The organism is Georgenia sp. Z1344 (assembly GCF_049856295.1).
GTDB lineage: Bacteria > Actinomycetota > Actinomycetes > Actinomycetales > Actinomycetaceae > JB111.
Map to the genome: position 1 here is coordinate 246,733 of NZ_JBNDMZ010000002.1, position 22,031 is coordinate 268,763.

Consider the following 22,031-nt stretch of genomic DNA (forward strand, 5'->3'; position numbering starts at 1 on the left):
ACGAGGAGATCGCCCGTATGATCGACCGTGATGAATCAGTCCACCGAGCAGGCGCCCCGCGGTCAGACACCGGCGCCCGCTCCCGCCCCGAGCAGCCCGGTCCAGGCCGTCCTCGGTCGCGAACAGGCCGAGGCCACGGCCAGCATGCTGCGCGTGGTCTCCGACCCGAGCCGGCTGCAGCTGCTCAGCCTCATCCAGAACGCACCGAACGGCCACGCACGGATCACCGACCTGACGGTGGCACTCGGGCTCAGGCAGCCAACCGTGACCTACCACGTCAAGGTGCTCGTCGAGGCCGGGGTGGTCCGCCGAGAGGCGCGCGGCCGCGAGGTGCTCCTCTCGATCGTTCCCGATCGTTTGACGACGATCTCCGACCTGCTGCGGTAGTTCCCGTTCCTCTGCCCCGGAGTCGAGATGGTCATTGAGCCGTCTCTGTCACGCCAGGTCGAGGCCATGGCGAAAGCGGTCCGGGTGCAGCTGCTCTCCCGCATCATCCGTGACGCCGACTGGGAGGTCGCCGCCGAGCGGCTGGTCGGCCCGGGCGGTGAGGTGGAGCAGATTGAGGAGCACCTGCTCGACATGTGCCGCACCGGTGTCCTCGACTGCCGGCCGGCTCCGGACGGTCAGTGGCTGTTCTCTCCCACGCATGACGGCCTCGTTCGGTTCGGAAGCGTCGCCCTGGAGGACGTGCAGGAGATCCCAGCACCGCCGACCCGCGCGCACGAGCGCCAGCTCGTGCGCACCTCGGTCGCACTGGCCGAGCAGTACCGCGGGGTCTTCGCTCCCGAGACCGTTGAGAAGTACGTGCGGGAGAGCTACGCGCTCCTGGCGTCGCGCGCCAGCATCCGCACCCACCTCCCCGTCCTCACGCAGCGGTTCGCCGCCGACCGGCTCGGTGCGCTCGCCCAGGCCGAAGGGCTCGTCCGACTACCGGGCCTGGACATCCTTTTCGTCTGCGTGCGCAACGCCGGACGGTCCCAGATCGCGGCGGCCGTCCTCCGCTCGCTCATCGGTGACCGCGCCCGCATCCGTACAGCCGGCTCAGCGCCGGCAGCACGCATCGACCCCACGGTCCGCACGGTCCTCGAGCGACGTGGGCTGCCCCTGGTGACAGAGTTTCCCCGGCCACTCACGGACGAGATCGTGCGTGCCTCCGACTACGTCGTCACGATGGGCTGCGGCGACGCGTGCCCGATTTACCCCGGCCGGCAGTACCTCGACTGGCCGGTCGCCGACCCGGCGAACCAGCCGATCCACGTCGTGGAGGTGATCGCCGACGACATCACGGCGCGGGTCACGGGGCTGGTCGAGAGTGCGGCGGTAGGTCGCTGAGAGCCGGCGAGCTCATGCGGTAGCCGACCCCGCGGATGGTCTGTATCGGGTGGCCGGCACCGGCCTCCGCCAGGCGCTGGCGCAGGCGCGCCACCGTGGTCATGAGCGTGGCGTCGGAGACGCTCAGGCCGGGCCAGCCGGCTCGCCGGAGCTCTTCTGTGGCCACGACCTCGTCCGCACGCTCGGCCAGCGCGAGGAGAAGGCTGAACTCTCGCGGCGCGACGTGCACGCGCTGGCCGCCAAGGACGAGCTCCATGCTGGTGGGCTCGAGGGTGAGCGCGCCGACATGCAGGACGGACAGGTCGGACTTCCTGGCGGGAAGCTCGCGGACAGCGTCAAGCAACGTGTCGAGCCGATAGGGCAGGTCCACGACCGGGCGTCCGCCGGCAGCGATGATCGGCGCCGCGTCGTCCACCGCTTCGGTGCGCAGTGCGACCAGCACGGGCATCGCGAACTCGGAGCGAAGTAGCGTCACCAGGCGCACCGCGTCGCCGATCGGGGTGGTGACCGACAGGACGACGGCGTCCGGCCGGTGCTCGGCGATGTGCACCAGTGCGTGCAGGACGTCGCCGTGGAGTGTGACCTCGAGGCCGCCGGCCGCGAGCTCGGACAGAATCGGGGAGGATGTGTCCAGGTCCGGGTCCACCAGCACGATCGACCGTGCGCTGGTCCGTGGCCAGTGCCTGCCCGCCGTGCGTCTCGTCGTTGAGCCCACGAGGATGGTCATGTCTCTCCTGTCAGCCGAAGCGCCCAGAGATGTAGTCGTCGGTGCGGGAGTCCCGCGGGTTCTCGAAGACCTGCACGGTGGGGCCGTATTCGACGAGCACGCCGGTCCTGTCGCCCCCGGTCTCGTCCGGGGACGAGGTGAAGAAGGCCGTGCGGTCCGAGACCCGGGCGGCCTGCTGCATGTTGTGGGTGACGATGATGATGGAGTACTTCTCCTTGAGCTCGGCCATGAGGTCCTCGATGGCGCCGGTGGCGATGGGGTCGAGTGCCGAGCACGGCTCATCCATGAGGATCACGTCGGGCGTGGTGGCGATGGCGCGGGCGATGCACAGACGCTGCTGCTGACCGCCCGACAGGCTGAGGCTGGATTCCTTGAGCTTGTCCTTCACCTCGTCCCACAGTGCCGCCTGCCGGAGGCACGATTCGACGTGGGCGTCCATGTCGTTGACCTTCATCCCGGTCACCCGGGGGCCGTAGGCGACGTTGTCGTAGATTGATTTCGGGAACGGGTTGGCCTTCTGGAACACCATTCCGATGCGTCGGCGCACCTCGATGGGATCGACCCCGGGGGCGTAGATGTCGGCTCCTCGGTAGGCGATGGTGCCGCTGAGGTGGGAGCTGGGGATGAGGTCGTTCATCCGGTTGAGCGCTCGCAGCAGCGTGCTCTTGCCGATCCCCGACGGGCCGATCAGGGCGGTGATCTCGTTGTGCCCGAAGTCGAGGTCGACCCCCATGACTGCACGGAAGCTGCCGTAGTAGATGTCAAGGTCGCGGGTGGTGATGATCGGTGCCGTGACGGTCTCGCTCACCTCACGCACGTCCGCGCCGTCGAGCGGCTCGTGTCCCTGGGCGTGCATCCGGACGTTGGGCATCTCGCCCTGGTCGTGCGCGGTCATCGTCACCACTCCTTCGTGAACTTGTTGCGGATCCAGATGGCGATCGAGTTCATGCTGAGCAGTACGACCATGAGGAGGATGATTCCGGCGAACGCGAGGATGCGGAACTCCTCCTGCGGACGCACCGCCCAGTTGAAGATCTGGACCGGCAGCACGGTGTAGCTGCCCTCGAAGAAGCCGTCGGGCGCGTATGTGACGAAGACGGTGGCGCCCACGAGGAGCAGCGGGGCCGTCTCTCCGATGGCGCGCGAGATGGCGAGAATCGTGCCGGTGACGATGCCCGGGACAGCGGCGGGCAGCACCTGGTGCCAGATCGTGCGCCACCTCGTGGCACCGAGACCCATCGACGCCTGTCGGATCGTGGAGGGGACCGATCTGATCGACTCGCGTGCCGCGAGAATGATGGTGGGCAGGACGAGCAGAGCGAGAGTGAGCGAGGCGGCGTAGGCGACGAAGCCGAGATTCAACGGCCCGCGCACGATGAATGCCAGACCCAGGATCCCGAAGACGATCGAGGGGACCGCCGCCAGGTTCTGGACGTTGAGCTCGATGAACCGGACGTACCACTTGGTCTTGTCCGCGAACTCCTCGAGGTAGATCGCCGCACTCACGCCGATCGGGACCACAGTGACGATGAGTCCGGCCATCACGTAGATCGTCCCCCACAGGGCGGAGTTCATGCCCGAGGCCGAGGTGTCCAGCGAGGAGGGCATGTTGCGTACGAGGTTCCAGTCCAGGCGGGGCCAGCCCTCGACGAGGGCCTGCAGAAGTACCGCCAGCAGCATGGTCACCGCGATGAGGATGCACAGGAGCAGCAGTCCCTGGAAGAGCGGCCCCTTCCATCGCCCGCCGCGGCTGTTGCCGGTAAGCAGCTGCTCGGTAGAAGCCGTGGCGGCATCGATGGCGATGCGGCTGCGTCGTGAGGATCTCATTCGTAGTGCTCCCGGAATCGCCGCACAAGAAGACTGCTGATGAGGTTCATCAGAAAGGTCATGACAAACAGAAGTGAACCGACGGCGAAGACCGTGTAGTAGGTGATCGTGCCGTGGGCGATGTCGCCCGTGGAGGACTGGCCGATGAAGGCCGTCATCGTGAGAATGGACTCGTTCGGCATGAAGGTGAGGTTCGGCGTCGCACCTGCTGCGATGAGCACGATCATCGTCTCGCCGATGGCGCGCGAGGCCCCAAGGATGAACGAGGCGACGATGCCCGAGAGCGCGGCGGGCACGATGACCCTGGTGGCGACCTGCATGCGCGTGCTGCCGAGGCCGTAGGCGGCCTGCCGGAGACCCGAGGGGACTGCCGACATGGCGTCCTGGGAGATCGACGCGACGGTCGGGATGATCATGACCCCCATGACAAGCCCCGCCGACGCGGCCGAGAAGATTCCCGGTGGGTTGCCGAAGTCGCCCGGGAGCCACGTCGGCCAGTACTCGCGCAGCAGCGGCGTCACGAAGGTGAGGGCGAAGAACCCGTACGCCACCGTGGGGACGCCCTCCAGTACCTCGAGGATCGGCTTGACGACCTTGCGGGCGCGGCGACCGGCGTACTCGCTGAGCCAGATCGCCGAACCGAGACCCGCGGGCAGGGCGATAAGCAACGCCCAGAAGGTGACGTTGAGCGTGCCGACCACGACATTCGCGACACCGAAACCGGGGGGGGCGAAGGTAGGGGCCCACTCCTCCGTCGAGAAGAAGCGGTCGAACGGCACCAGGCGGAAGAACTCGATCGTCGGCCCCGCAAGCGCAAAGACGATGCCGACCGTGACCAGGACCGAGAAGACCGCGCACAGGAAGAGCCAACCGACGATGGCCTTCTCCCCGAACCGTCCGCTCGACGGTGCCAGATCAACAGGTTCGACCTTGCGGTCGACCCCCGTCGAAGCCTGCGTGCTCATGAGGTCTCCCCGGTCCTGGTGTCGTGGCTCGCGTCAGATCACTCGCCGAGGAGCTCAGCGACGTCCGCCAGCTCCTGGTCCTTCTGCTCCTGCGTCAGCGGGATGAAGGTCGCGGCCTCGGCGATCGGGTCGCTGTTGGTGATGAAGAAGTCGACGAACGCACGGACCTCGGGACGCTCGAGCGCAGCGGCCGAGGGGTAGATGTACAGCTCGCGGCCGAGCGGGTTGTAGTCGCCCGCCTGGACGGTCTCCGCCGACGGAGCGACGCAGTCACCGGCCTCGTTCTCGACCTCGATGGCGCGCACCTGGTCGCCGGCCTCGACGACGAACGACAGCGGGATGAACCCCATGGCGCCCGTTCCACCGGCCACGCCCGTGATGGCGGCGTTGTCGTCCTCGCCGATGTTGTTGTAGTCGGTGCGGATGACGCCCTCCTCACCGTTGATCGCCTCGGTGAAGTAGTCGAACGTCCCGGAGTCGCTGCCCGCGCCGTAGAGATCGATCGCCTCGTCCGGGAACTCGGGGTTGACGTCGCTCCAGCTGTTGACCTCGGAGTCGCGGGTCCAGATCTGGGAGAGCTCGTCGACCGTGAGGCAGTCGACCCAGTCGTTCTCCGGGTTGACGACGACGGCGAGACCGTCGTTCGCGACGGTCAGCTCCGAGTACTCGACACCCGCCTCCTCGCACGCCGCGATCTCCTCCTCGGAGATCTGCCGCGAGGCCATGGAGATGTCGGTCTCCTCGTTGCAGAACTTCTCGAACCCGCCGCCGGTACCGGAGGTGGCGACCGAGACGCGCACGTCGGGGTTTTCCTGCATGAACAGCTCGGCAGCCGGCTCCGTCAGGGGAGTGACCGTCGACGAGCCGTCGATGGCGATGTCACCAGACAGGTCACCGCCACCGTCGGCCGAAGTGTCAGCAGCACCTTCGGACGAGGTGCCGCCATCGTCGGCCGAGGTCTCGGCCTCCGAGTCATCGCCACCGCAGGCAGCAAGTGTCACCATCAGGCTGACGGCGCCGATCGCCGTCAGGACCTTGCGGCGAGGAAGTGCAGACATGGACATCTCCGTTCACGTTCGGAAGCAGGATCGATGCCCGACCCCACGGCTGTCATAGAAGACGATCTATGTAAACTCTCGATGAACGCGGCGCGTCGGAGCGCTTAACATTGATGACGATCTATGCGTGCGTGATTGTCGCGTCACCGCAACGTGGTCGAGTTGCCTCCTGGCCGGGGTCCCTGGTCGGCCTGCTGACGAACACTCTGGGAGGCGTGGCAACAAGAGCGCGCTGACCGCCACCGCGATGAGTGCGGGTGTCGTGGGAGTGGCAACGACCAGGGGCGCTGAATGCGACGCGGTCGGCATCGTCCGTGCCAGGGGGAGCAGCCAGGGCGGCGCGGCGCACCGTCGAGGGGCCTACGCGTGGTTCCCATTGTTCGCGGGTCTGGTTGCTGCGGGCGCGTTGGACGGTCGTCGCGTGCGGCGCGAGCGCGTCGTGGGTGGCGTGGGAAGGCCCGCTTTGCGGAGTTCTCCGGTTGACCATCCGCCGGCCAGGGCGGCCTTGTGTGCTGCTGCGTAGTCGAGCTCGGTCTGGACCAGCGCTTCCTGTGCGGTCGCCTGCGCGGCTGCGGCTTCGAGTAGATTGAACCGTGGGTCAACCAGGTTCGCTCGAGTTGCTGACGCTCGCTTGGTCGTGGTGGTGCTGCTCGGTTGGGTGTACCCCAACAAGACGAGGGTAGGCGGCTGCGGTGGGGCTACTCGTTGTGCTGCTCGGGGACGTTGATCAATCGCGCGAAGGGCGGCTGGCTTCCGCACGCCGAGCGTCGGTGCTGGTTGTGGTGGTCCAGCCATGCCTCGAGGTCATCACGCCATTCATGCACCCGGCTGAGCGCCCTTCGCGTCCTACCCATGACTGCCTCCTCAGGACTTCACGAGGCGAGTGATGGCCGCGGAGGCTTCCTTGATCTTCTCGTCGGCTTCCGGACCGCCAGCCTTGGCGGCTCCGACGACGCAGTGCGTGAGGTGGTCGTCCAAGAGGGCGAGGGCGACGTTCTCCAAAGCGGAGGTGACGGCGCTGATCTGGGTGAGGATGTCGATGCAGTAGGTGTCCTCATCGATCATGCGGTGGATGCCGCGGGCTTGTCCCTCGATGCGCTTGAGCCGGGCAAGGTAGCGGTCCTTGTCACTGATATAGCCATGGTCAGCTTCGATTGCTGGCGTGGTGATGGTGTCCATCGTGTCTTCTCCTGATTCGTGCGGTATCCGCTGCGGCAGCAGATGGGTGCTCATTCGGACGTGGCCTGGTCAAGGATCTTGGCCGTGCTGGCCGCGGGAGTGAGGTCGAGACGGCGGAGCAGCTGGGCGTTGAGCGCGACGACGACGGTCGAGACCGACATCAGGATCGCGCCGATGCTCATCGGTAACACGAACCCGATCGGTGCGAGCATGCCGGCGGCCAGGGGCACCGAGATCAGGTTGTAACCGGCGGCCCACCACAGGTTCTGCTTCATCTTCCGGTAGCTGGCGCGGGAGAGTTCGATGACGGAGAGCACCGAGCGCGGGTCGGAGGAGGCCAGGATGACTCCGGCGGAGCCGATGGCGACGTCGGTGCCGGCACCGATGGCGATGCCGACGTCGGCCTGGGCGAGAGCAGGGGCGTCGTTGACGCCGTCGCCGACCATGGCGACCTTCCTGCCTTCGTCCTGGAGTTCGGCGACCTTGGCAGCCTTGTCCTCGGGCCGCACTCCGGCGAAGACCCGGTCGATGCCGAGTTCCTTCGCGACCGTGTCCGCGACGGCCTGGGCGTCACCGGTGATCATCACCACCTGAGCGCCCGCAGCGTGCAGGGCGTCTACAGCATCGCGGGATTCCGGGCGGATCTCATCGGCCAGCCGCAGCGCACCGATGACCTCACCGTCGGCCAGGACGTGGAGGATGATCGCGCCCTCCTCCCGCCACTGGTCAACGATGGCCAACTCGTTCAGCCCGTGCTGGTCGAGCAGGTAGGGGCCGCCGACCTCGACCACCGAGCTATCGATGGTCGCCTTTACCCCGACCGCCGGGGAGGAGGAGAAGTCGCGCGCCTTCGCGACTGGAAGCTCGCGGGCACCGGCTGCGCCGATGATGGCCTTGGCCAGGGGGTGCTCGCTGTCGGATTCCGCCGCTGCGGCCAATGCCAGCACATCGTCGGCACTGCGGCTACCGGCAGGTTCGATGGCGGTCACAGTGGGCTCACCCTTGGTCAGCGTGCCGGTCTTGTCGAACAGCACAGCATCCACGGTGCGCATCGATTCCAGGGCGAGCCGGTCCTTGATCAGCACGCCGCCGCGGGCCGCACGCTCGGTGGCGATGGACACCACGAGCGGGATCGCCAGACCCAGCGCGTGCGGGCAGGCGATCACGAGCACGGTGACGGTGCGCACGACCGCAGATTCCGGAAGCCCGATAAGACTCCAGACGACCGCGGTGATCAATGCGGCGCCGAGGGCAAACCAGAACAGCCAGCCGGCGGCGGTGTCGGCGATCCGCTGCGCGCGCGAGGACGACGCCTGGGCGTCGGCGACGAGCTTCTGGATGCCCGCCAAGGCGGTGTCGTCACCGATGGCGGTGACCTCGACGCGCAGCCCGGAGTCGGTTGCCACGGTGCCGGCGACAACCTGCTCACCGGACTCGCGCCGGACCGACTTGGACTCGCCGGTGACCATGGACTCGTCCATGCTCGCCGACCCGTCGACGATCCTCCCATCGGCGGGCACCGCGGCGCCCGGGCGGACGATGACCACGTCGCCGACGATGAGGTCGCCGGGAGCGACCTTCACGACCTGATCGCCGTCGACCTTCTCGGCCTCATCCGGAAGGAGCGCTGCTAGCGAGTCGAGGGCGGACGTGGTCTGGGCCAGGGACCGCATCTCGATCCAGTGGCCCAGCAGCATGATGACCACCAGCAGGGCCAGTTCCCACCAGAAGTTCAGCTCATGGTCCAAGATTCGCAGGCTCGCGCCCCAGGACGCGATGAACGCCACCGTGATGGCCAGGCCGATGAGCAGCATCATGCCGGGCTTGCGGGAGCGGATCTCGCTGACGGCACCGGTCAGGAACGGCCAGCCGCCCCAGAAGTACATGACCGTGCCCAGGATCGGCGAGACCCACCAGACCCATTCGGCCTCGGGCAGCTGGTAGCCGATGAGGTCGGCGAACATGTCGTTGAACCCAACGACGGGCACGGCGAGGACGAGCATGATCCAGAACAGGCGCCGGAACTGACCGACGTGGTCTCCGTGCCCGGCATGCCCGGCGTGACCCCCGGGGGCTTCGTGATCCGCGTGGTCGTGGTGACCTGCATGACTGTCATGCGTGCCCTGGTCGTGTGCATCGTGCGTGCTGTGGTCGTGCGCCTGGCCGTCGTGCGTCGCGGTCTGTGACGCTGTCGGGTGGTCCTGGCTCATGCTGGTTTCTCCTTCCTGCGCCCCTGACCGTTCCTGGTTCTCCGGGGCGGCGGTCCCGCTCACCCCAGACTGGGGTCGGGGCGAGCGGGACCGGTCGAATGTGCTTATGCGGCGACGTAGCGTTCGGGGGCGGCGTCGAAGAGCGGCCCGCAGGAGGCGCAGCACAGCCAGTACCGCTGCCCGTTGTAGTCGCGGGCGAGTCCGGCTTCCTCGGCCTCGGACTTGATCACCGCGGTGCCGACCATCACGGGGCACTCGGTGATCTCGTCGGCCCCGACGCTGGCCAGGCTCTCCGTCGTGGGCTGGTGGCTGTGGCACCCTCCGCCCTGCGGTGTTTCGTGGTGGTTGTGGTGCTCATGTGCGGTCATCGTGTGTTCCTTTCCTGTGGTGTTGATGCCGGTGTCAGACGTGGACGGGTTCACGCTCAGCCGGTGCTCGTGTGGGAGCTGGCGCACTGTCATCGGCCCGGGCGGTGAAGGTCCGCAGGCGCAGGCTGTTGCTGACGACGAACACGCTGGACAGGGCCATGGCCGCCCCGGCGAGCATCGGGTTGAGCAGACCGAAGGCCGCCAGCGGGATGGCAGCGGTGTTGTAGGCGAAGGCCCAGAACAGGTTGGTCTTGATCGTGCCCAGCGTGCGCCGGGAAAGGCGGATCGCGTCCGCCGCGGCTCGGAGGTCACCGCGGACGAGGGTGATGTCGGCGGCCTCGATCGCGACGTCGGTGCCGGTGCCCATCGCCAGGCCGAGGTCGGCCTGGGCCAGGGCGGGAGCGTCGTTGACGCCGTCGCCGACCATCGCGACGACCTTGCCCTCGTCTTGGAGGCGGGCCACGACATCGACCTTGTCCTTGGGCAGGACTTCGGCGATGACCGACTCGATGCCGACCTCCGAGGCGACCTGCTCGGCCACGCTCTGGTTGTCCCCGGTGAGCAGCACCGGCGTGAGACCGAGTTCTTTGAACTGGGCGATCGCTTCGGCACTGGTGGGCTTGACCTGATCGGCCACGACCAGCACGCCGCGTGCCCGACCATCCCAGCCGACCGCGATCGCGGTCTTGCCCTGCGCCTCGGCGGCCTGCTTGGCCGACCGCAGATTTTCGTCGAGGTGCTGTGACCAGTCGCGCAGCAAGACCTCGCGGCCGGCGAGGACGGTGTGCCCGTCGACGACACCCTGGACACCGAGGCCCTCGACGTTCTCGAAGGACTCCGGCGTGGGCAGGTCGCCGACCTCGGCGGTAGCTCCAGCGGCGATCGCCTGAGCGATGGGATGCTCGGAGGCATCCTCCAGGCCGCCGGCCAGTCGCAACAGCTCGGTACGATCCACTCCCTCGGCGACGATCACGTCGTCCAGGGTCATCTTGCCGGTGGTGACGGTGCCGGTCTTGTCCAGCACGATCGTGTCGACCCGGCGCGTGGACTCCAGAGTCTCGGGACCTTTGATCAGCACGCCCATCTGCGCCCCCCGCCCGGTGCCGACCAGCAGGGCGGTCGGGGTGGCCAGCCCCAGGGCGCAGGGGCAGGCGATGATCAGCACCGCCACCGCGGCGGTGAAGCCCGCACTGACGGGGAAACCGGCGCCGATCCAGGCTCCGAGCGTGGCGATGGCGATCGCGATCGCGATCGGGACGAACACGCCGGAGACCCGATCGGCCAGCCGCTGGATCTCGGCTTTGCCGGACTGGGCGTCCTCGACCATCTTGGCCATCTGCGCCAGCTGGGTATCGGAGCCGACACGGGTTGTCCGCACGACCAGTCGGCCCCCGGCGTTGACCGTCGCACCGGTGACCGGATCGCCCTCGGTCACTTCGACCGGTACGGATTCTCCGGTGAGCATGGAGGCATCGATGGCGCTGTTGCCCGAGGCGATGACCCCGTCGGTGGCGATCTTCTCCCCTGGGCGGACGATGAACTCGTCACCGACGGAGAGCTCCTCGATTGGCACCCGCTGTTCCCGGCCGTCGCGCAGGACCGAGACCTCCTTCGCGCCGAGTTCCAGCAGCGCCCGCAGGGCGGCACCGGCTCGGCGCTTGGAGCGCTTCTCGAAGTAGCGCCCCAGCAGGATGAAGGTGATCACCCCGGCTGCGACCTCCAGGTAGATGTGCCCGAGACCATCACCGCGGGAGATGGTGAACTCGAACGGGTGGACCACCCCGGGTTGGCCTGCGGTGCCGAAGAACAGCGCGATGATCGACCACACCAGGGCTGCGGTGGTGCCCACCGAGATCAGGGTGTCCATCGTCGCCGCACCATGGCGCAGGTTGGTCCAGGCTGCCTTGTGGAAGGGCCAGCCGGCCCACACCACCACCGGGGCGGCCAGCACGAGCGAGGCGAAGCCCCAGTAGTCGAACTGGAGTGCCGGGATCATCGCCATCGCGATCACCGGGACAGCCAGGACCGCCGAACCGATGAGCCGTTCGCGCAGCGAGCGCAGTTCGGCGTCCTCGGCCGATTCGGCCTCGCTGCCCGGTGCGTCACCGGCCCTTTTCGTGGGGGTGGGGAGGGCGGCGGTGTAGCCGGTCTTCTCCACCTCGGCGATCAGCGTCTGCGGGTCCAGGCCCTCCGGCCCGGTCACGCTGGCCTTCTCGGTGGCGTAGTTGACGCTGGCGGTGATCCCGTCGAGCTTGTTGAGTTTCTTCTCGATCCGGTTCGCACACGAGGCGCAGGTCATGCCACCGATCTGCAGTTCGACGCTGTTGGCGCCGGTGGTGTTCTCAGTCGTGGTCATGGCCGCCTCCCTCCTCGTGCTCATCGGTGTTGTCCGACTGTTCGGCCTCGCCGTGGTCTGTCCCGGCGTCGCGGGTGGTATCCAGCACCAGCGGTGCGGTGTGGACCTGTCCGGCGACCTGGAAGTCGAGGTAGAGCAGGTACCGTCCCGGGGTCGGTGCGGTGGCCTCGAACACGATCTCCGGTCCCGATGTCTGGCCCGGCTGGGGCTCATCGCCGTGCGGGTGGACGTGCAGGTAGGCCAGATCGCCCTCACGCAGCGCCACCAGGTGCCCGAAGGCCCCCAGGTACGGCTCCAGCTCGGTGACCGGCTGCCCGTCACGGGTGATGGTCATCGTCAGCTCGGTCGATGTGCCTGCCACCAGGTCGCCGGTCACGCTGACCTCGTAGCCATCCACCGTGGTCGTGGTGGCAGGCTCGGCCGGTGCTGGGGCGTAGTTGCCGGCGACCTGGACCGAGGTCGACAGGGTGATGCCCTCGCCGGCCTCGGCGGGCACGAAGTCGGCAAACACGCGGTAGGAGCCGGCTGCATCCCACTGCCAGGGGATCGACCAGGTGCCATCCGCGTTCATCTCGGGGTGGACGTGGTGGAAGTGCTGCCCATCAGCGCGGACCGCGATCAGGTGCAACTCCCTCTCGTGCTCCAGCTCGAAGTCGGTGACCGGGTCCCCGGCGGGTCCCGTGACGATCAGTGACAGGTCGCCGTCGGTGCCGGTCTCCGCGGGAGCGGTGACCCCGGTGAGCCGGTAGCCGTCCTGCGCGACGCCGAGACCCAGTGAGGACGCATCGTCGGTGTGTGTCTCGTGGCCGCCGGTGCCCATGTCTTGTTCCCCTGCGTGATCGGTTTGTTCCGTCTCTTCTGTCCAGCTCTGCACGGTCTGCTCGGGGATGACCGCGCCCGCCGTGACGAATGCCACGGCGAACACGGACACGAGGAGCAGCCCGTACAAACCGAGCCGTGCCGGGGCTCGCATATCAGCTGGGGGTGGCCTGGTAGCCGGCCTCGTCGACCGCGGCGATCACTGCGGCATCGTCCGCCGGGTCGTTCGTTGTGACGGCTAAGCGGCCCGTGGCCGCGCTGACCTCGATGTCCTGGACTCCGGCGATCTGCGATACCTCGGCGCGGATCGCGCCCTCGCAGTGGCCGCAGCTCATGCCGGTCACGGTGTATGTGGACGTAGTGGTCATGTCCTTCTCCTTCAGAGATACCTCAGGGGGGGTATCACTACTTATACCGGGTAGGGGTATCTGATGCAAGTGGTGAGCCCACAGACAGGGGCGAGGCTCGCGGCTTAGGTTCGAGCGGGTTGTCGCGGAATCGCGATCGTTGAGATCACGGCGGCAACCACTGCGGCGATGGCGGCGGCCGTGAAGGCCTGTTGGAAGCCTGCGGTGCCACCGTCGGTGGCGAGGCTGAGGGCTGCGATGCTGGAGACTGTGGCGACGCCGACCGAGGCGCCGAATTCGTGGAAGGTGCTCAGCAGGCCCGAGGCGATGCCGGCCTCCTCCGGGCCGATCTGTCCCAGCGCCGTGGCCGCGGCGACGACGAACAGTGCGCCGATACCGAAGGCTCCGAAGCTGATGCCGATCGTGGTCGCCACGGTTGTGGGCCACAAGGCGGGCACCATCAGGCCGATGGCTGCGATGAGCATGCCGACAGCTCCCAGGGAGCGCGCTCCCAGGCGGGCGATAAGGCGTCCGCCGAGATTGGCACCTGTCATCGTGGCCAGTGCGATCGGCAGGAACAGCAAGCCGGTTGTGAGAGGGCCATGTCCGGCGAACTGCTGGAAGTAGAAGGTGCCCAGGAAGAACACCGCGACCATCAGCGCGGTGGCGATCAGGATCACGAAAACCCCGGCACCCACAGATCGTCGGCCCAGCAGGCTGAGATTCATCAGCGGGGATGCAGCGGTCTTCTGTCGCCACCCGAACAGCAGATAGAGCACAACGGCCGCCCCCGCAGCGATAAGAGTCTGTGGACTGGTCCAACCGAGCTCACCAGCCACGGTCAGGGCGTAGATCGCCGATCCGGTGGCGGCGGTGACCAGTAGCGCGCCGAGTATGTCGAGTGATGGCCGCGGGCCGGCGCCAGGTGGCAGTGGTGGGAGCACCCACAGCAGGCCTGCCAGCACGATGAGGCCGACGGGGATGTTGATGAAGAACACCCATGGCCAGCCCGGCCCCGCGGTGATCAGGCCGCCGAGCAACACGCCGACCGCCGCGCCGCCACCGCCGAGGGCGGACCAGATGCCCAGGGCGCGGTTGCGCTCGTCGCCGGTGAACAGCCGCACCACCACGGACAGGGCGGCGGGTGAGAGCAGCGCTGCACCCAGGCCCTGCGCGACTCGGCCGCCGAGCAGGACGCCGCCGCTCTCGGACAGTCCGGCCAGCAGCGACCCGGCGGTGAAGATGAACAGCCCGGTATAGACGATCGGTTTGGAGCCGAACAGATCGGCGCTGCGCCCACCCAGGAGCATCAGACTGCCGAAGGTCACTGTGTACGCGGCCACCACCCAGGTCATCGCCTCGCGTGACAGGTTCAGGTCCAGTCCCATCTGCGGCAGGGCGATCGCCACGACCGTGACGTCGAGGATCAACATGAATTGGGCCGTGCCCAACAGGCCCAGCGCCAGCCAGCGCTTGGGGTGGGCCCCTTCGCCTACTTGCTCGTGTTGTGTCGCAGTCATCATCGATCTCCTTCTACTCGACGGTGCCCATGGGTTCTGCGCTTCGCCCACGCAACTCAATCATGTGTGTACGAGATGCAGCGGTTAGACTATCTCATACATTCCCGTACGAGTACTGAGGTGGAGCATGGCGGCCAAGAAGCCCCTGACGAACGACGGGCCCCAGCAAGCGCCCGCAGCAGGTGACCGCCGCGCGGCCAACCAGCGGGCCGACGCGCAACGCAACCGAGCGAAGATCCTGGCGGCGGTCGTCACTGCGATCCGCGAGCACCCCGACGCCTCGGTGGCCGACATCGCTGCCGAGGCGGGGGTGGGCCGCATGACGCTGTACGGGCACTTCGCGACCCGTACCGAACTCATCGAGGCTGCACTCATCGACAGCCTCGAACGCGGTGAGGAGGTCCTGCGCGCGGTGTCACTGGACGGTGACGCCCGTAAGGCGTTCCAGCGGCTCGTCGCCTCCAGCTGGGTGCTCGTGGACCAGGCGAGGGCCGTGCTGGCTGCGGCGCAGAAGGAACTGCCTGCAGCCCGCATCCGCGAACACCACGAGAAGGCCGAAGCCCGCATGCGCGACCTGCTCGAGCGTGGTCAGCACGAAGGCGCCTTTCGCGCTGACCTTCCGGTCAGCTGGCTCCTGGCCACTACCCACGTCGTGATCAACGGGGCGGCCGAGGAAGTGCGAGCCGGGCGGCTCAACGCCGAGGACGCCCCCTGGTTCATCGACGCCATCCTGCTGCCGGCTTTTGCGAACGCTGCGCAGCCCGGAAGCACATGATGAACGCTCACGGGTGGGCATCATCGGCGCGGGCGCGGGCGCGGGCTTCTCGACGAAGTCACTGAGCAGCACCGCTGATCCCAGCGAACGAAGATCAACGTCCCACAGTCGTACGTATCCGGCCCGACCGGACGATGAGTTGCCCTCTGTACCGCTCAGTGCCGCGCACTGTCGAGCCGTCTGAACGTTTCCCACTGTGCCCTACGCGGGCTGAGGGTGGTTCATAGGCAGGTCGATGGTGAACAGGGCGCCCGGGCCGGGGTTGGTCGCGGTCACGGTGCCGCTGTGGGCTTCGACGATGGATCGGACGATGGCGAGCCCGATCCCTGATCCGCCGTGTGCGCGGTCGCGGGCGGCGTCGGCCCGGTAGAAGCGTTCGAAGATGTGCGGCAGGTGCTCAGCGGTGATTCCGTCGCCGTTGTCCTTGACCCACAACCGGAGGACGGGCACGTCGCGTTGGACGCCCAGCTCCACCCGCCCGTGACCGGGTGTGTGTCGTAACGCGTTGTCGAGGAGGTTCGTCAGCACCTGTCCGAGCCGGTCACGGTCGGCCACGATGGTGGTGCGTCGGTCGCTGTCGGTGCCGCTGAGGTGCAGGTGGACACCCTTGTCCGCGTACCTCGCCTGGGTCTGCGCGCGGACGTCGTCGAGGAGGTCTCCGACGACAAGTGGTTCTAGCCGCATGCTCAACCGTCCCTCGCCAGCCATGGTGACCAGGGTGATGTCATGTGCCAGGCGGGAGAGCCGACCGGCCTGCTCGCGCAGCATGCCCAAGGTTGGTTCGTCCGCCTGGACAACGCCGTCGATCATGCCCTCGAGGTAGCCGTCCAGGGTTGCCACAGGGGTGCGCATCTCGTGGGCCAGGTCCCCGAGCATCCGCGTGCGTGTCTGCTCGATCTGCCCCAGATCGGTGGCCATGGTGTTGAACGCCGCCGCGAGATCGTCGAACTCGGACCCCATGTGCACCGCGGGGACACGGGCCGCGTAGTCTCCGTTCGCTACCTTCGCCGCCGCGTGCCGCACCCGGTCCAGCGACCTGGCGATCCGCCGGGTGACGAGCACGCTCACCACGACCGATGTCAGGAGGCCGGCGAGCAGAGCGAGGGAAAGGGCCAGCGTCGACGCAGTGGTGAAGGCCTGCTCGGCGTGGGTGACGACATCTGCCTCTGCCGGCTCGGCCATGAGCATGTGGTCGTGGAAGATCACCGGCCCGATGGCTGAGGCGACCACCCACGCGGTGCCCGCCGCCACGAGGATGACCGCCACGCTCGCCGCAAGCAGGCGAGCACCCAAGCCCCATGGCCCCGGCCGGGCGTTGCTCACGAGCCCGGCCCCATGCGGTAACCGATCCCACGAACTGTCCGGATGAACTTCGGCGCGGATGCCTTGTCACCGAGCTTCTGCCGGAGATGTCCGATGTGCACGTCGACGAGGTGCTCGTCGCCGCCCCAACCTGCGCCCCATACCGCCTCGATCAGCTCGCGCCGGGAAAAAGCCATGTGTGGGCGGGTCGCGAGCGCGGACAGGACGTCGAACTCCGTGCGGGTCAGTTCCACCGGATGCTCGGCGAGGAACACCTCCCGGCCTACGACGTCCACCGTCAGCGGCCCGAACGACGCCGAGCGACGGGTGTCGCCCGAGTCCTGGCGCGGGCGGCGCAGCATCGCCCGCACCCGGGCGACGAGCTCTCGCGGGCTGAACGGCTTGGTCATGTAGTCATCGGCCCCCACCGACAGACCGAGGAGCTTGTCGATCTCTTCGACGCGGGCGGTGAGCATAATGATGTAACAGTCGGAGAAGGTGCGCACGATCCCGCAGATCTCGATGCCGTCGATGCCCGGGAGGCCCAGGTCGAGGACGATCACGCCGGGGTGCCATCGCCGCGCGAGCTCGATCGCGTCGTTCCCGTCACCGGTGACCTCGACCTCGAAGCCGTCACGTTCCAGGTAGCTCGCTACCAGTCGCGCCAATGGCGCCTCGTCGTCCACGACGAGAACTCGCGGCAGATTCGCGTCAGGGGAAGCGTGCGGAGCCATGGCCTCATCGTGAAGCACGAGCATCGCCTCCCGGTGGCTCACCCGTTCGCGATCGTGCGAATCTCCGGGTCGCACCCGTCGATCAGATCGACCGACGTCGTTCGCGCGGCTGGCTGGTCCGGGCCGGGCGGCGACGGGGTCACCGGTCCAGGGTGGGACCGGTGACCCCGTCGGGTCGTGCTGATGCAGCCGGGGGGCCGGGTCAGCGGGTCTGCTCGATGCGGACGACGCCGAGGCTGTCCGAACCGTCGCCGTCGAAGTCGCCGAAGACGGCGGTGTCGCCGTCGTGGCCGTACCGGGTCTCCTCGACCTCGGCGCCGTCCGCGTTCTCGTTGCTGACGAAGAAGTCGGCGCCGCGCTGGAGGGCGAGGCTGTCCGCGCCGTCGCCGTCCCAGTCGCCCACGAGGACGAGGTCGGTCGCCTCGCCGAGGGAGAACTCGCCGTCGACGCTCGCGCCGGTCGGGTCGTTCGTGTAGACGACGTCGGTGCCGCGGCGGACGCCGAACGTGTCGGTGCCGTCGCCGTCCCAGTCGCCGACGAGGAGCGTGTCGCCGTCGGCGCCGAAGGCCGCGAGCTCGATCTCGCCGGGGTTCTCGAGGTCGTTGATGATGTGCAGGACGTTGCCGTGGCGCACCGCGAACGTGTCGGTGCCGTCGCCGTCGAAATCGCCCTGAACGATCTCGTGGCCGTCGCCAGCCCCGAGCTCGACGACGCGCTCCGCCGGGCCGGTACCCAGGGTGTCGGTGATGTGCAGCTCGTTGCCGCGGCGCACCGTGATCGTGTCGGTGCCGTCGCCGTCGTAGTCGCCGACGAAGATCTCGTCGCCCTCGACGCCGTAGAGGAAGTTGTGCACGGCGTCGCCGGCGAGCTCGTCCGACAGCAGGAAGCGCGGGGTCCCGGGCGGGCGGACCGGCTCGGGCTCCGGCTCCGTGCGGGCGGTGTCGCGCGAGGCTGCGTCGTCGGTCCGTGCGGCCTGGGCCTCGGCCTGCGCCTGGGCCTCGGCCTGTGCATCCGGCTGCGGCTCGGCCTGCGGCTCCGGCTCCGGCTCGGGAGCAGGCTCCGCCGGCGCGGGCTCGGCGGGAGCGGGCGTGGAGCCGCCCGGGCCGCCGCCCGGGTAGGTCGCGAAGTTCTGCGTCGCGAAGACGCGACCGTCGGCCGAGACGGCCACGCCGACGCCGAAGTGCGTGTACGAACCGGTGAGCAGGATGTTGTTGTGCACCGGGGAGTTGCGCCACTGGCTCATGAAGTAGTCCGCCCCGTGGTCGGGGTACATGCCCCAGGACAGGATCTCCATGGTGCCGGTGGAGCCGCCGGGGACGGCCGAGGCTCCGTAGTCGCCGCGGTGGACCATCGAGCCGATGCTCGCCTGGTGGTTGGACCACGACTGGGCGACCGAGTCGATCGAGCCGCTGCGCGTGAGCTGGGACAGCCCGTTGGCCGCGCGGTAGGCGTTGGTCTGGGCGGCGATCGCGTTGGCCACCTGGTTCTGCCAGCCGACGTCGGTGCGGATGCTCGGGGTGACGGTGCGGACTCCACCGGTGGTGTCGGTGGCCTGGGCACTCGTGGCGACCGACGTCGCCGCGGCGACCGTCAGGAGCGCGGTGGCGACCCGGGGGGCAAGGGTGCGGTGCCGTGCGTGGCGGCCGCGCGGGGGTGCAAACACGTCGGGAGGACTCCTCGTTATCGGAACGTAACCTGAGCGATAGTAAAGCGTGACCTTCTAGGGGTCGAGGACATGTGCGCAGGCTCACGTCCCGCGGTTGACATCCGGCGCACTGCAGAACTTCCCCTGACGCCGCGAGGCGGCCCCCGTACCGGGTGGGGGAATCGTGTGGCGGGGCTCTCGGCGCGTGGCCGTGCGGCTGGGTCTCAGCCTCGAGCGAGCCCTCATGAGTGCTGCCCCGGGTCCGTTGGGCATCAACGACTCTCGAGCATGTCTTCCATCTCGGTGATCTCCGCTTGCTGGTCGTCGATCATCGTCTGGGCGAGGGCGAGCGCTTCGGGGTTCTCTCCGTCGTCCAGTTCGGTCTCGGCCATGTCCACCGCGCCGCGATGGTGCGCGATCATCAGTTCCAGGAAGCGGAGTTCGAACTCGGCGTCCGGCACCGACTCCAGCTCGACCATGGCTTCCTCCTGGGTCAGCCCTTCCATCTCCATGCCGCCGTGGTCCATGCCGCCGTCACCGGCCGGAGAGGTCTCCTGTCCCCAGGCCTCCAGCCAGGAGGTCATCTGTGTGATTTCGGGCCCCTGGGCTGCGGCGATCCCTTCAGCGAGCGTGCGCACCTCCTCACTGGCGGCACGTTCCACCGCTACGTCAGCCATCTCGATAGCACCCTCGTGATGGACGATCATCATCTGGGCAAAGTTCACGTCTGCGTCGTTGTGCATCTCGGATACCTCCGGCTGCAGCGTGCTCTCTGTGGTTGTCTCCGAGCTATCGTCCCCGGCCGGGGCTGAAGTCGTTGCATCTTGGTCACCGCTGCCGCATGCGGCAAGCGTCAATGCCAGAACGGTTCCGCCCGCAACTGCCGTAAACCGAGTCCTCAATTTCATGGTTTCTTTCTCCAGATCAGTTCGAGTCGGGCGCCGGGTCAGCAGGACGGGCCGGCAAGAAGAGCACCTTCGGCCGGCCGGCTCATTAGATTTGCTGGCAGAGTTGCCCACCGCGTGCTCGACGCCGCGTCGACGTTAGCCGGGGACGAGCAGAGGTGAGGGTTGGATGCCAGTGTTTGCGGTGAATCTTCATCGATTCTTCATGGAGTCTCACCGGACGGGCGTCGTAGGTCGCCAACGTTCGGGCCAGGCCTATGGTGTGGCGTTGGAAGCGCGGGTCGAATTGACAACTTTCGCGCAGACCAGATGGGATCCAGCTCATCGGTAGCGATGCGCGAAAAAGACTTCTGAACAACACGCGTAGGAGAAGTTGTAGGACTATGAGGTCGGACGGTTCGATGACCCGCCTCGTGCAGGCAGTGGCACGTGAGCCCCAAAGGGCCCTTGAAAGGGTGAAAGGCGTGAATTCCAACAACAGGCGTCGAGGTCCGGTGGACCGGTGGTTTGTTGCGGCCCGCTTGGCATCGGTGATGGCACTGGCAGGCTGCGCCTCGGCACCCGGTGCCAACTCAGACCTCAGCATTGATACGGGTTACGTCTCGGGTGACGGTTCGCTGGAGCTGTGGGAACCCGAGCAGCGTGACGCTCCCATCGACCTGGTCGGGGTGACCTATGACGGTGCGGAGGTCGACGTGAACGACACGCGCGGTGAGGTGGTGGTGGTGAATTTCTGGTATGCCGCCTGCCCGCCGTGCCGGGCGGAAGCCGACGATCTGGGCGCGATCTACGAGGACTATGCCCCCCAGGGTGTAGAGATGCTGGGGATCAATCCGCGCGACGACGTCGCGACCGCTCAAGCCTTCGAGCGGACCTTCGAGGTTCCTTACCCCTCGGTGCACGACAGCGGAGCTGCCGCCGTCGCCGCCTTCCAGGGACTCGTGCCGCTCCAGGCCATGCCCACCACAGTGGTCCTGGACCAGCAGGGGCGCGTGGCCGCACGCGTCATGGGACAGATCGATCCGACCGTTCTGCGCGGCCTCATTGACGACACGCTCGCTGAGGAGGCGTGACAGCCATGGTCTGGGACCAACTCGGGGCCGCCTTCGCCGACACGGTTCTCACCGGGCCGATGCTCGCCGCACTCCCGGTCGCCTTGATCGCCGGCTTCATCTCCTTCGCCTCCCCCTGCGTGCTGCCCCTCCTGCCTGGCTACGTCGGCTACCTCAGCGGAATGGCCGGAGCGACGACACATGGCGGGCACGGCGGAGGGACGCAACGTACGAAGGTGCGCGACGGGCGACTGCTCACCGGTGCACTGCTCTTCGTCGCCGGTTTCACCGCTGTGTTCGTGCTGCTCGGCGTGGTGTTCGCCTGGCTCGGGATCCTGCTGGCCCCGTGGGTGGAGACGATCACGCGAATCCTTGGCGCGCTGGTCGTGCTCATGGGGCTGGCATTCATGGGGTACATCCCCATGCTGCAAAGCGACCGACGCCTACGCCTGGCCCCGCGTCAAGGCGTCTGGGGAGCCCCGCTGCTCGGCGTCGTCTTCGGGTTGGGCTGGGCGCCGTGCATGGGACCGACCTTGGCCGCCGTCCTGAGCTTGGCGTTCAGCGAAGCCGACCCCACCCGCGGCGGAATCCTCGTGCTGGCCTACAGCCTCGGCCTTGGCATCCCGTTTGTCGCTGGGGCGATGCTGCTGTCCCGCTCGCGCCGAGCGCTGGACGTCCTGCGCCGCCACCGCCGCCTCTTCCAACGGCTCGGCGGCGGCTTGCTCGTGCTCCTCGGGCTCGCCATGGTCACCGGGGTGTGGAGTTGGCTCTCGGGATACCTACAGGGCCTGGTCGCCAACTTTCAAACCCTGGTATGACCGGGCATCTCTTGTGCCGACACAGACTCTTCAGCACCCCCTGATGAAACATGACCGAGCCCGGGACGAAGTACCTAGATCCACCTGCGCAA

Annotated in this window: 21 protein-coding genes; 5 read left to right on the forward strand and 16 right to left on the reverse strand. The window is 67.7% G+C overall.

The window, feature by feature from the left end; translation table 11 throughout:
* Window positions 1-30: 30 nt before the first annotated feature.
* Together ACPYO6_RS02985 and ACPYO6_RS02990 are read left to right on the forward strand one after the other, a co-directional pair.
* Window positions 31-387: an ArsR/SmtB family transcription factor gene (locus ACPYO6_RS02985; protein WP_425713406.1), complete on the forward strand. Its 357-nt coding sequence runs from the start codon at window positions 31-33 to the stop codon at window positions 385-387.
* A 66-nt stretch (window positions 388-453) separates the two neighbouring features.
* Complete coding sequence (locus ACPYO6_RS02990) at window positions 454-1,332, forward strand: low molecular weight phosphatase family protein (protein WP_425713407.1); 879 nt, start codon at window positions 454-456, stop codon at window positions 1,330-1,332.
* Here ACPYO6_RS02990 and ACPYO6_RS02995 read toward each other — a convergent pair.
* From ACPYO6_RS02995 to ACPYO6_RS03050, 12 genes are all read right to left on the reverse strand, one after another.
* Window positions 1,295-2,059 carry a winged helix-turn-helix domain-containing protein gene (locus tag ACPYO6_RS02995; RefSeq protein ID WP_425713408.1) on the reverse strand — a complete coding sequence of 255 codons (765 nt, stop codon included), beginning with the start codon at window positions 2,057-2,059 and terminating at the stop codon, window positions 1,295-1,297. The genes ACPYO6_RS02990 and ACPYO6_RS02995 overlap by 38 nt on opposite strands.
* Before the next feature lie 10 nt (window positions 2,060-2,069).
* Window positions 2,070-2,954, reverse strand: coding sequence for a phosphate ABC transporter ATP-binding protein PstB (gene pstB / locus ACPYO6_RS03000; protein ID WP_425713409.1), 885 nt, complete (start codon window positions 2,952-2,954; stop codon window positions 2,070-2,072).
* A 2-nt stretch (window positions 2,955-2,956) separates the two neighbouring features.
* Complete coding sequence (gene pstA, locus ACPYO6_RS03005) at window positions 2,957-3,886, reverse strand: phosphate ABC transporter permease PstA (RefSeq protein ID WP_425713410.1); 930 nt, start codon at window positions 3,884-3,886, stop codon at window positions 2,957-2,959.
* Window positions 3,883-4,851 (reverse strand): phosphate ABC transporter permease subunit PstC, encoded by a 969-nt coding sequence (gene pstC / locus ACPYO6_RS03010; protein WP_425713411.1) that lies wholly within the window; start codon window positions 4,849-4,851, stop codon window positions 3,883-3,885. Before pstC ends, pstA begins: the two co-directional genes overlap by 4 nt.
* Window positions 4,852-4,889: 38 nt before the next feature.
* Window positions 4,890-5,909, reverse strand: coding sequence for a PstS family phosphate ABC transporter substrate-binding protein (locus ACPYO6_RS03015; RefSeq protein WP_425713412.1), 1,020 nt, complete (start codon window positions 5,907-5,909; stop codon window positions 4,890-4,892).
* An 864-nt stretch (window positions 5,910-6,773) separates the two neighbouring features.
* Complete coding sequence (locus tag ACPYO6_RS03020) at window positions 6,774-7,088, reverse strand: metal-sensitive transcriptional regulator (RefSeq protein ID WP_425713413.1); 315 nt, start codon at window positions 7,086-7,088, stop codon at window positions 6,774-6,776.
* Window positions 7,089-7,138: 50 nt separating this feature from the next.
* Window positions 7,139-9,298, reverse strand: a complete 2,160-nt coding sequence (locus ACPYO6_RS03025) for a heavy metal translocating P-type ATPase (RefSeq protein ID WP_425713414.1) — start codon at window positions 9,296-9,298, stop codon at window positions 7,139-7,141.
* Between the two features lie 104 nt (window positions 9,299-9,402).
* Window positions 9,403-9,666 carry a hypothetical protein gene (locus ACPYO6_RS03030; protein WP_425713415.1) on the reverse strand — a complete coding sequence of 88 codons (264 nt, stop codon included), beginning with the start codon at window positions 9,664-9,666 and terminating at the stop codon, window positions 9,403-9,405.
* 34 nt (window positions 9,667-9,700) lie between these two features.
* A complete protein-coding gene (locus ACPYO6_RS03035; protein WP_425713416.1) occupies window positions 9,701-12,022 on the reverse strand; it encodes a heavy metal translocating P-type ATPase in 2,322 nt (773 codons plus the stop codon).
* Window positions 12,009-12,953: a heavy-metal-associated domain-containing protein gene (locus ACPYO6_RS03040; RefSeq protein ID WP_425713417.1), complete on the reverse strand. Its 945-nt coding sequence runs from the start codon at window positions 12,951-12,953 to the stop codon at window positions 12,009-12,011. Before ACPYO6_RS03040 ends, ACPYO6_RS03035 begins: the two co-directional genes overlap by 14 nt.
* A 43-nt stretch (window positions 12,954-12,996) precedes the next feature.
* Window positions 12,997-13,209 carry a heavy-metal-associated domain-containing protein gene (locus ACPYO6_RS03045; protein WP_425710216.1) on the reverse strand — a complete coding sequence of 71 codons (213 nt, stop codon included), beginning with the start codon at window positions 13,207-13,209 and terminating at the stop codon, window positions 12,997-12,999.
* Window positions 13,210-13,313: 104 nt separating this feature from the next.
* On the reverse strand, window positions 13,314-14,711 hold the full coding sequence (locus ACPYO6_RS03050) for an MFS transporter (protein WP_425713418.1): 1,398 nt from the start codon (window positions 14,709-14,711) through the stop codon (window positions 13,314-13,316).
* Between the two features lie 124 nt (window positions 14,712-14,835).
* Here ACPYO6_RS03050 and ACPYO6_RS03055 point away from each other — a divergent pair, with 124 nt between their 5' ends.
* A complete protein-coding gene (locus ACPYO6_RS03055; RefSeq protein WP_425713419.1) occupies window positions 14,836-15,483 on the forward strand; it encodes a TetR/AcrR family transcriptional regulator in 648 nt (215 codons plus the stop codon).
* Window positions 15,484-15,684: 201 nt separating this feature from the next.
* On the opposite strand, the gene ACPYO6_RS03060 is transcribed toward ACPYO6_RS03055, so the two are convergent.
* The 4 genes from ACPYO6_RS03060 to ACPYO6_RS03075 form a co-directional block, all read right to left on the reverse strand.
* On the reverse strand, window positions 15,685-16,806 hold the full coding sequence (locus ACPYO6_RS03060) for a HAMP domain-containing sensor histidine kinase (RefSeq protein WP_425713420.1): 1,122 nt from the start codon (window positions 16,804-16,806) through the stop codon (window positions 15,685-15,687).
* Complete coding sequence (locus ACPYO6_RS03065; protein WP_425713497.1) at window positions 16,803-17,519, reverse strand: response regulator; 717 nt, start codon at window positions 17,517-17,519, stop codon at window positions 16,803-16,805. The genes ACPYO6_RS03060 and ACPYO6_RS03065 overlap by 4 nt, the downstream gene beginning before the upstream one ends.
* 202 nt (window positions 17,520-17,721) lie before the next feature.
* On the reverse strand, window positions 17,722-19,182 hold the full coding sequence (locus ACPYO6_RS03070) for a CAP domain-containing protein (RefSeq protein WP_425713421.1): 1,461 nt from the start codon (window positions 19,180-19,182) through the stop codon (window positions 17,722-17,724).
* A 254-nt stretch (window positions 19,183-19,436) separates the two neighbouring features.
* Window positions 19,437-19,907: a DUF305 domain-containing protein gene (locus ACPYO6_RS03075; RefSeq protein ID WP_425713422.1), complete on the reverse strand. Its 471-nt coding sequence runs from the start codon at window positions 19,905-19,907 to the stop codon at window positions 19,437-19,439.
* A gap of 626 nt (window positions 19,908-20,533) precedes the next feature.
* Between ACPYO6_RS03075 and ACPYO6_RS03080 the strand changes: the two genes are divergently transcribed.
* Together ACPYO6_RS03080 and ACPYO6_RS03085 are read left to right on the forward strand one after the other, a co-directional pair.
* Complete coding sequence (locus ACPYO6_RS03080) at window positions 20,534-21,142, forward strand: TlpA family protein disulfide reductase (RefSeq protein ID WP_425713423.1); 609 nt, start codon at window positions 20,534-20,536, stop codon at window positions 21,140-21,142.
* A 5-nt stretch (window positions 21,143-21,147) separates the two neighbouring features.
* Window positions 21,148-21,939 carry a cytochrome c biogenesis CcdA family protein gene (locus ACPYO6_RS03085; protein WP_425713498.1) on the forward strand — a complete coding sequence of 264 codons (792 nt, stop codon included), beginning with the start codon at window positions 21,148-21,150 and terminating at the stop codon, window positions 21,937-21,939.
* Window positions 21,940-22,031 lie beyond the last annotated feature (92 nt).

Coding starts and splice junctions, on each gene's coding strand:
- ACPYO6_RS03085 (WP_425713498.1), top strand. CDS start 21,148: ATGGTCTGGGACCAACTCGGGGCCGCCTTCGCCGACACGGTTCTCACC.
- ACPYO6_RS03015 (WP_425713412.1), bottom strand. CDS start 5,909: ATGTCTGCACTTCCTCGCCGCAAGGTCCTGACGGCGATCGGCGCCGTC.
- ACPYO6_RS03035 (WP_425713416.1), bottom strand. CDS start 12,022: ATGACCACGACTGAGAACACCACCGGCGCCAACAGCGTCGAACTGCAG.
- ACPYO6_RS02995 (WP_425713408.1), bottom strand. CDS start 2,059: ATGACCATCCTCGTGGGCTCAACGACGAGACGCACGGCGGGCAGGCAC.
- ACPYO6_RS03075 (WP_425713422.1), bottom strand. CDS start 19,907: ATGCACAACGACGCAGACGTGAACTTTGCCCAGATGATGATCGTCCAT.
- ACPYO6_RS03020 (WP_425713413.1), bottom strand. CDS start 7,088: ATGGACACCATCACCACGCCAGCAATCGAAGCTGACCATGGCTATATC.
- ACPYO6_RS03030 (WP_425713415.1), bottom strand. CDS start 9,666: ATGACCGCACATGAGCACCACAACCACCACGAAACACCGCAGGGCGGA.
- ACPYO6_RS02990 (WP_425713407.1), top strand. CDS start 454: ATGGCGAAAGCGGTCCGGGTGCAGCTGCTCTCCCGCATCATCCGTGAC.
- pstB (WP_425713409.1), bottom strand. CDS start 2,954: ATGACCGCGCACGACCAGGGCGAGATGCCCAACGTCCGGATGCACGCC.
- ACPYO6_RS03055 (WP_425713419.1), top strand. CDS start 14,836: ATGGCGGCCAAGAAGCCCCTGACGAACGACGGGCCCCAGCAAGCGCCC.
- ACPYO6_RS03045 (WP_425710216.1), bottom strand. CDS start 13,209: ATGACCACTACGTCCACATACACCGTGACCGGCATGAGCTGCGGCCAC.
- pstA (WP_425713410.1), bottom strand. CDS start 3,886: ATGAGATCCTCACGACGCAGCCGCATCGCCATCGATGCCGCCACGGCT.
- ACPYO6_RS02985 (WP_425713406.1), top strand. CDS start 31: ATGAATCAGTCCACCGAGCAGGCGCCCCGCGGTCAGACACCGGCGCCC.
- pstC (WP_425713411.1), bottom strand. CDS start 4,851: ATGAGCACGCAGGCTTCGACGGGGGTCGACCGCAAGGTCGAACCTGTT.
- ACPYO6_RS03025 (WP_425713414.1), bottom strand. CDS start 9,298: ATGAGCCAGGACCACCCGACAGCGTCACAGACCGCGACGCACGACGGC.
- ACPYO6_RS03065 (WP_425713497.1), bottom strand. CDS start 17,519: ATGGCTCCGCACGCTTCCCCTGACGCGAATCTGCCGCGAGTTCTCGTC.
- ACPYO6_RS03050 (WP_425713418.1), bottom strand. CDS start 14,711: ATGATGACTGCGACACAACACGAGCAAGTAGGCGAAGGGGCCCACCCC.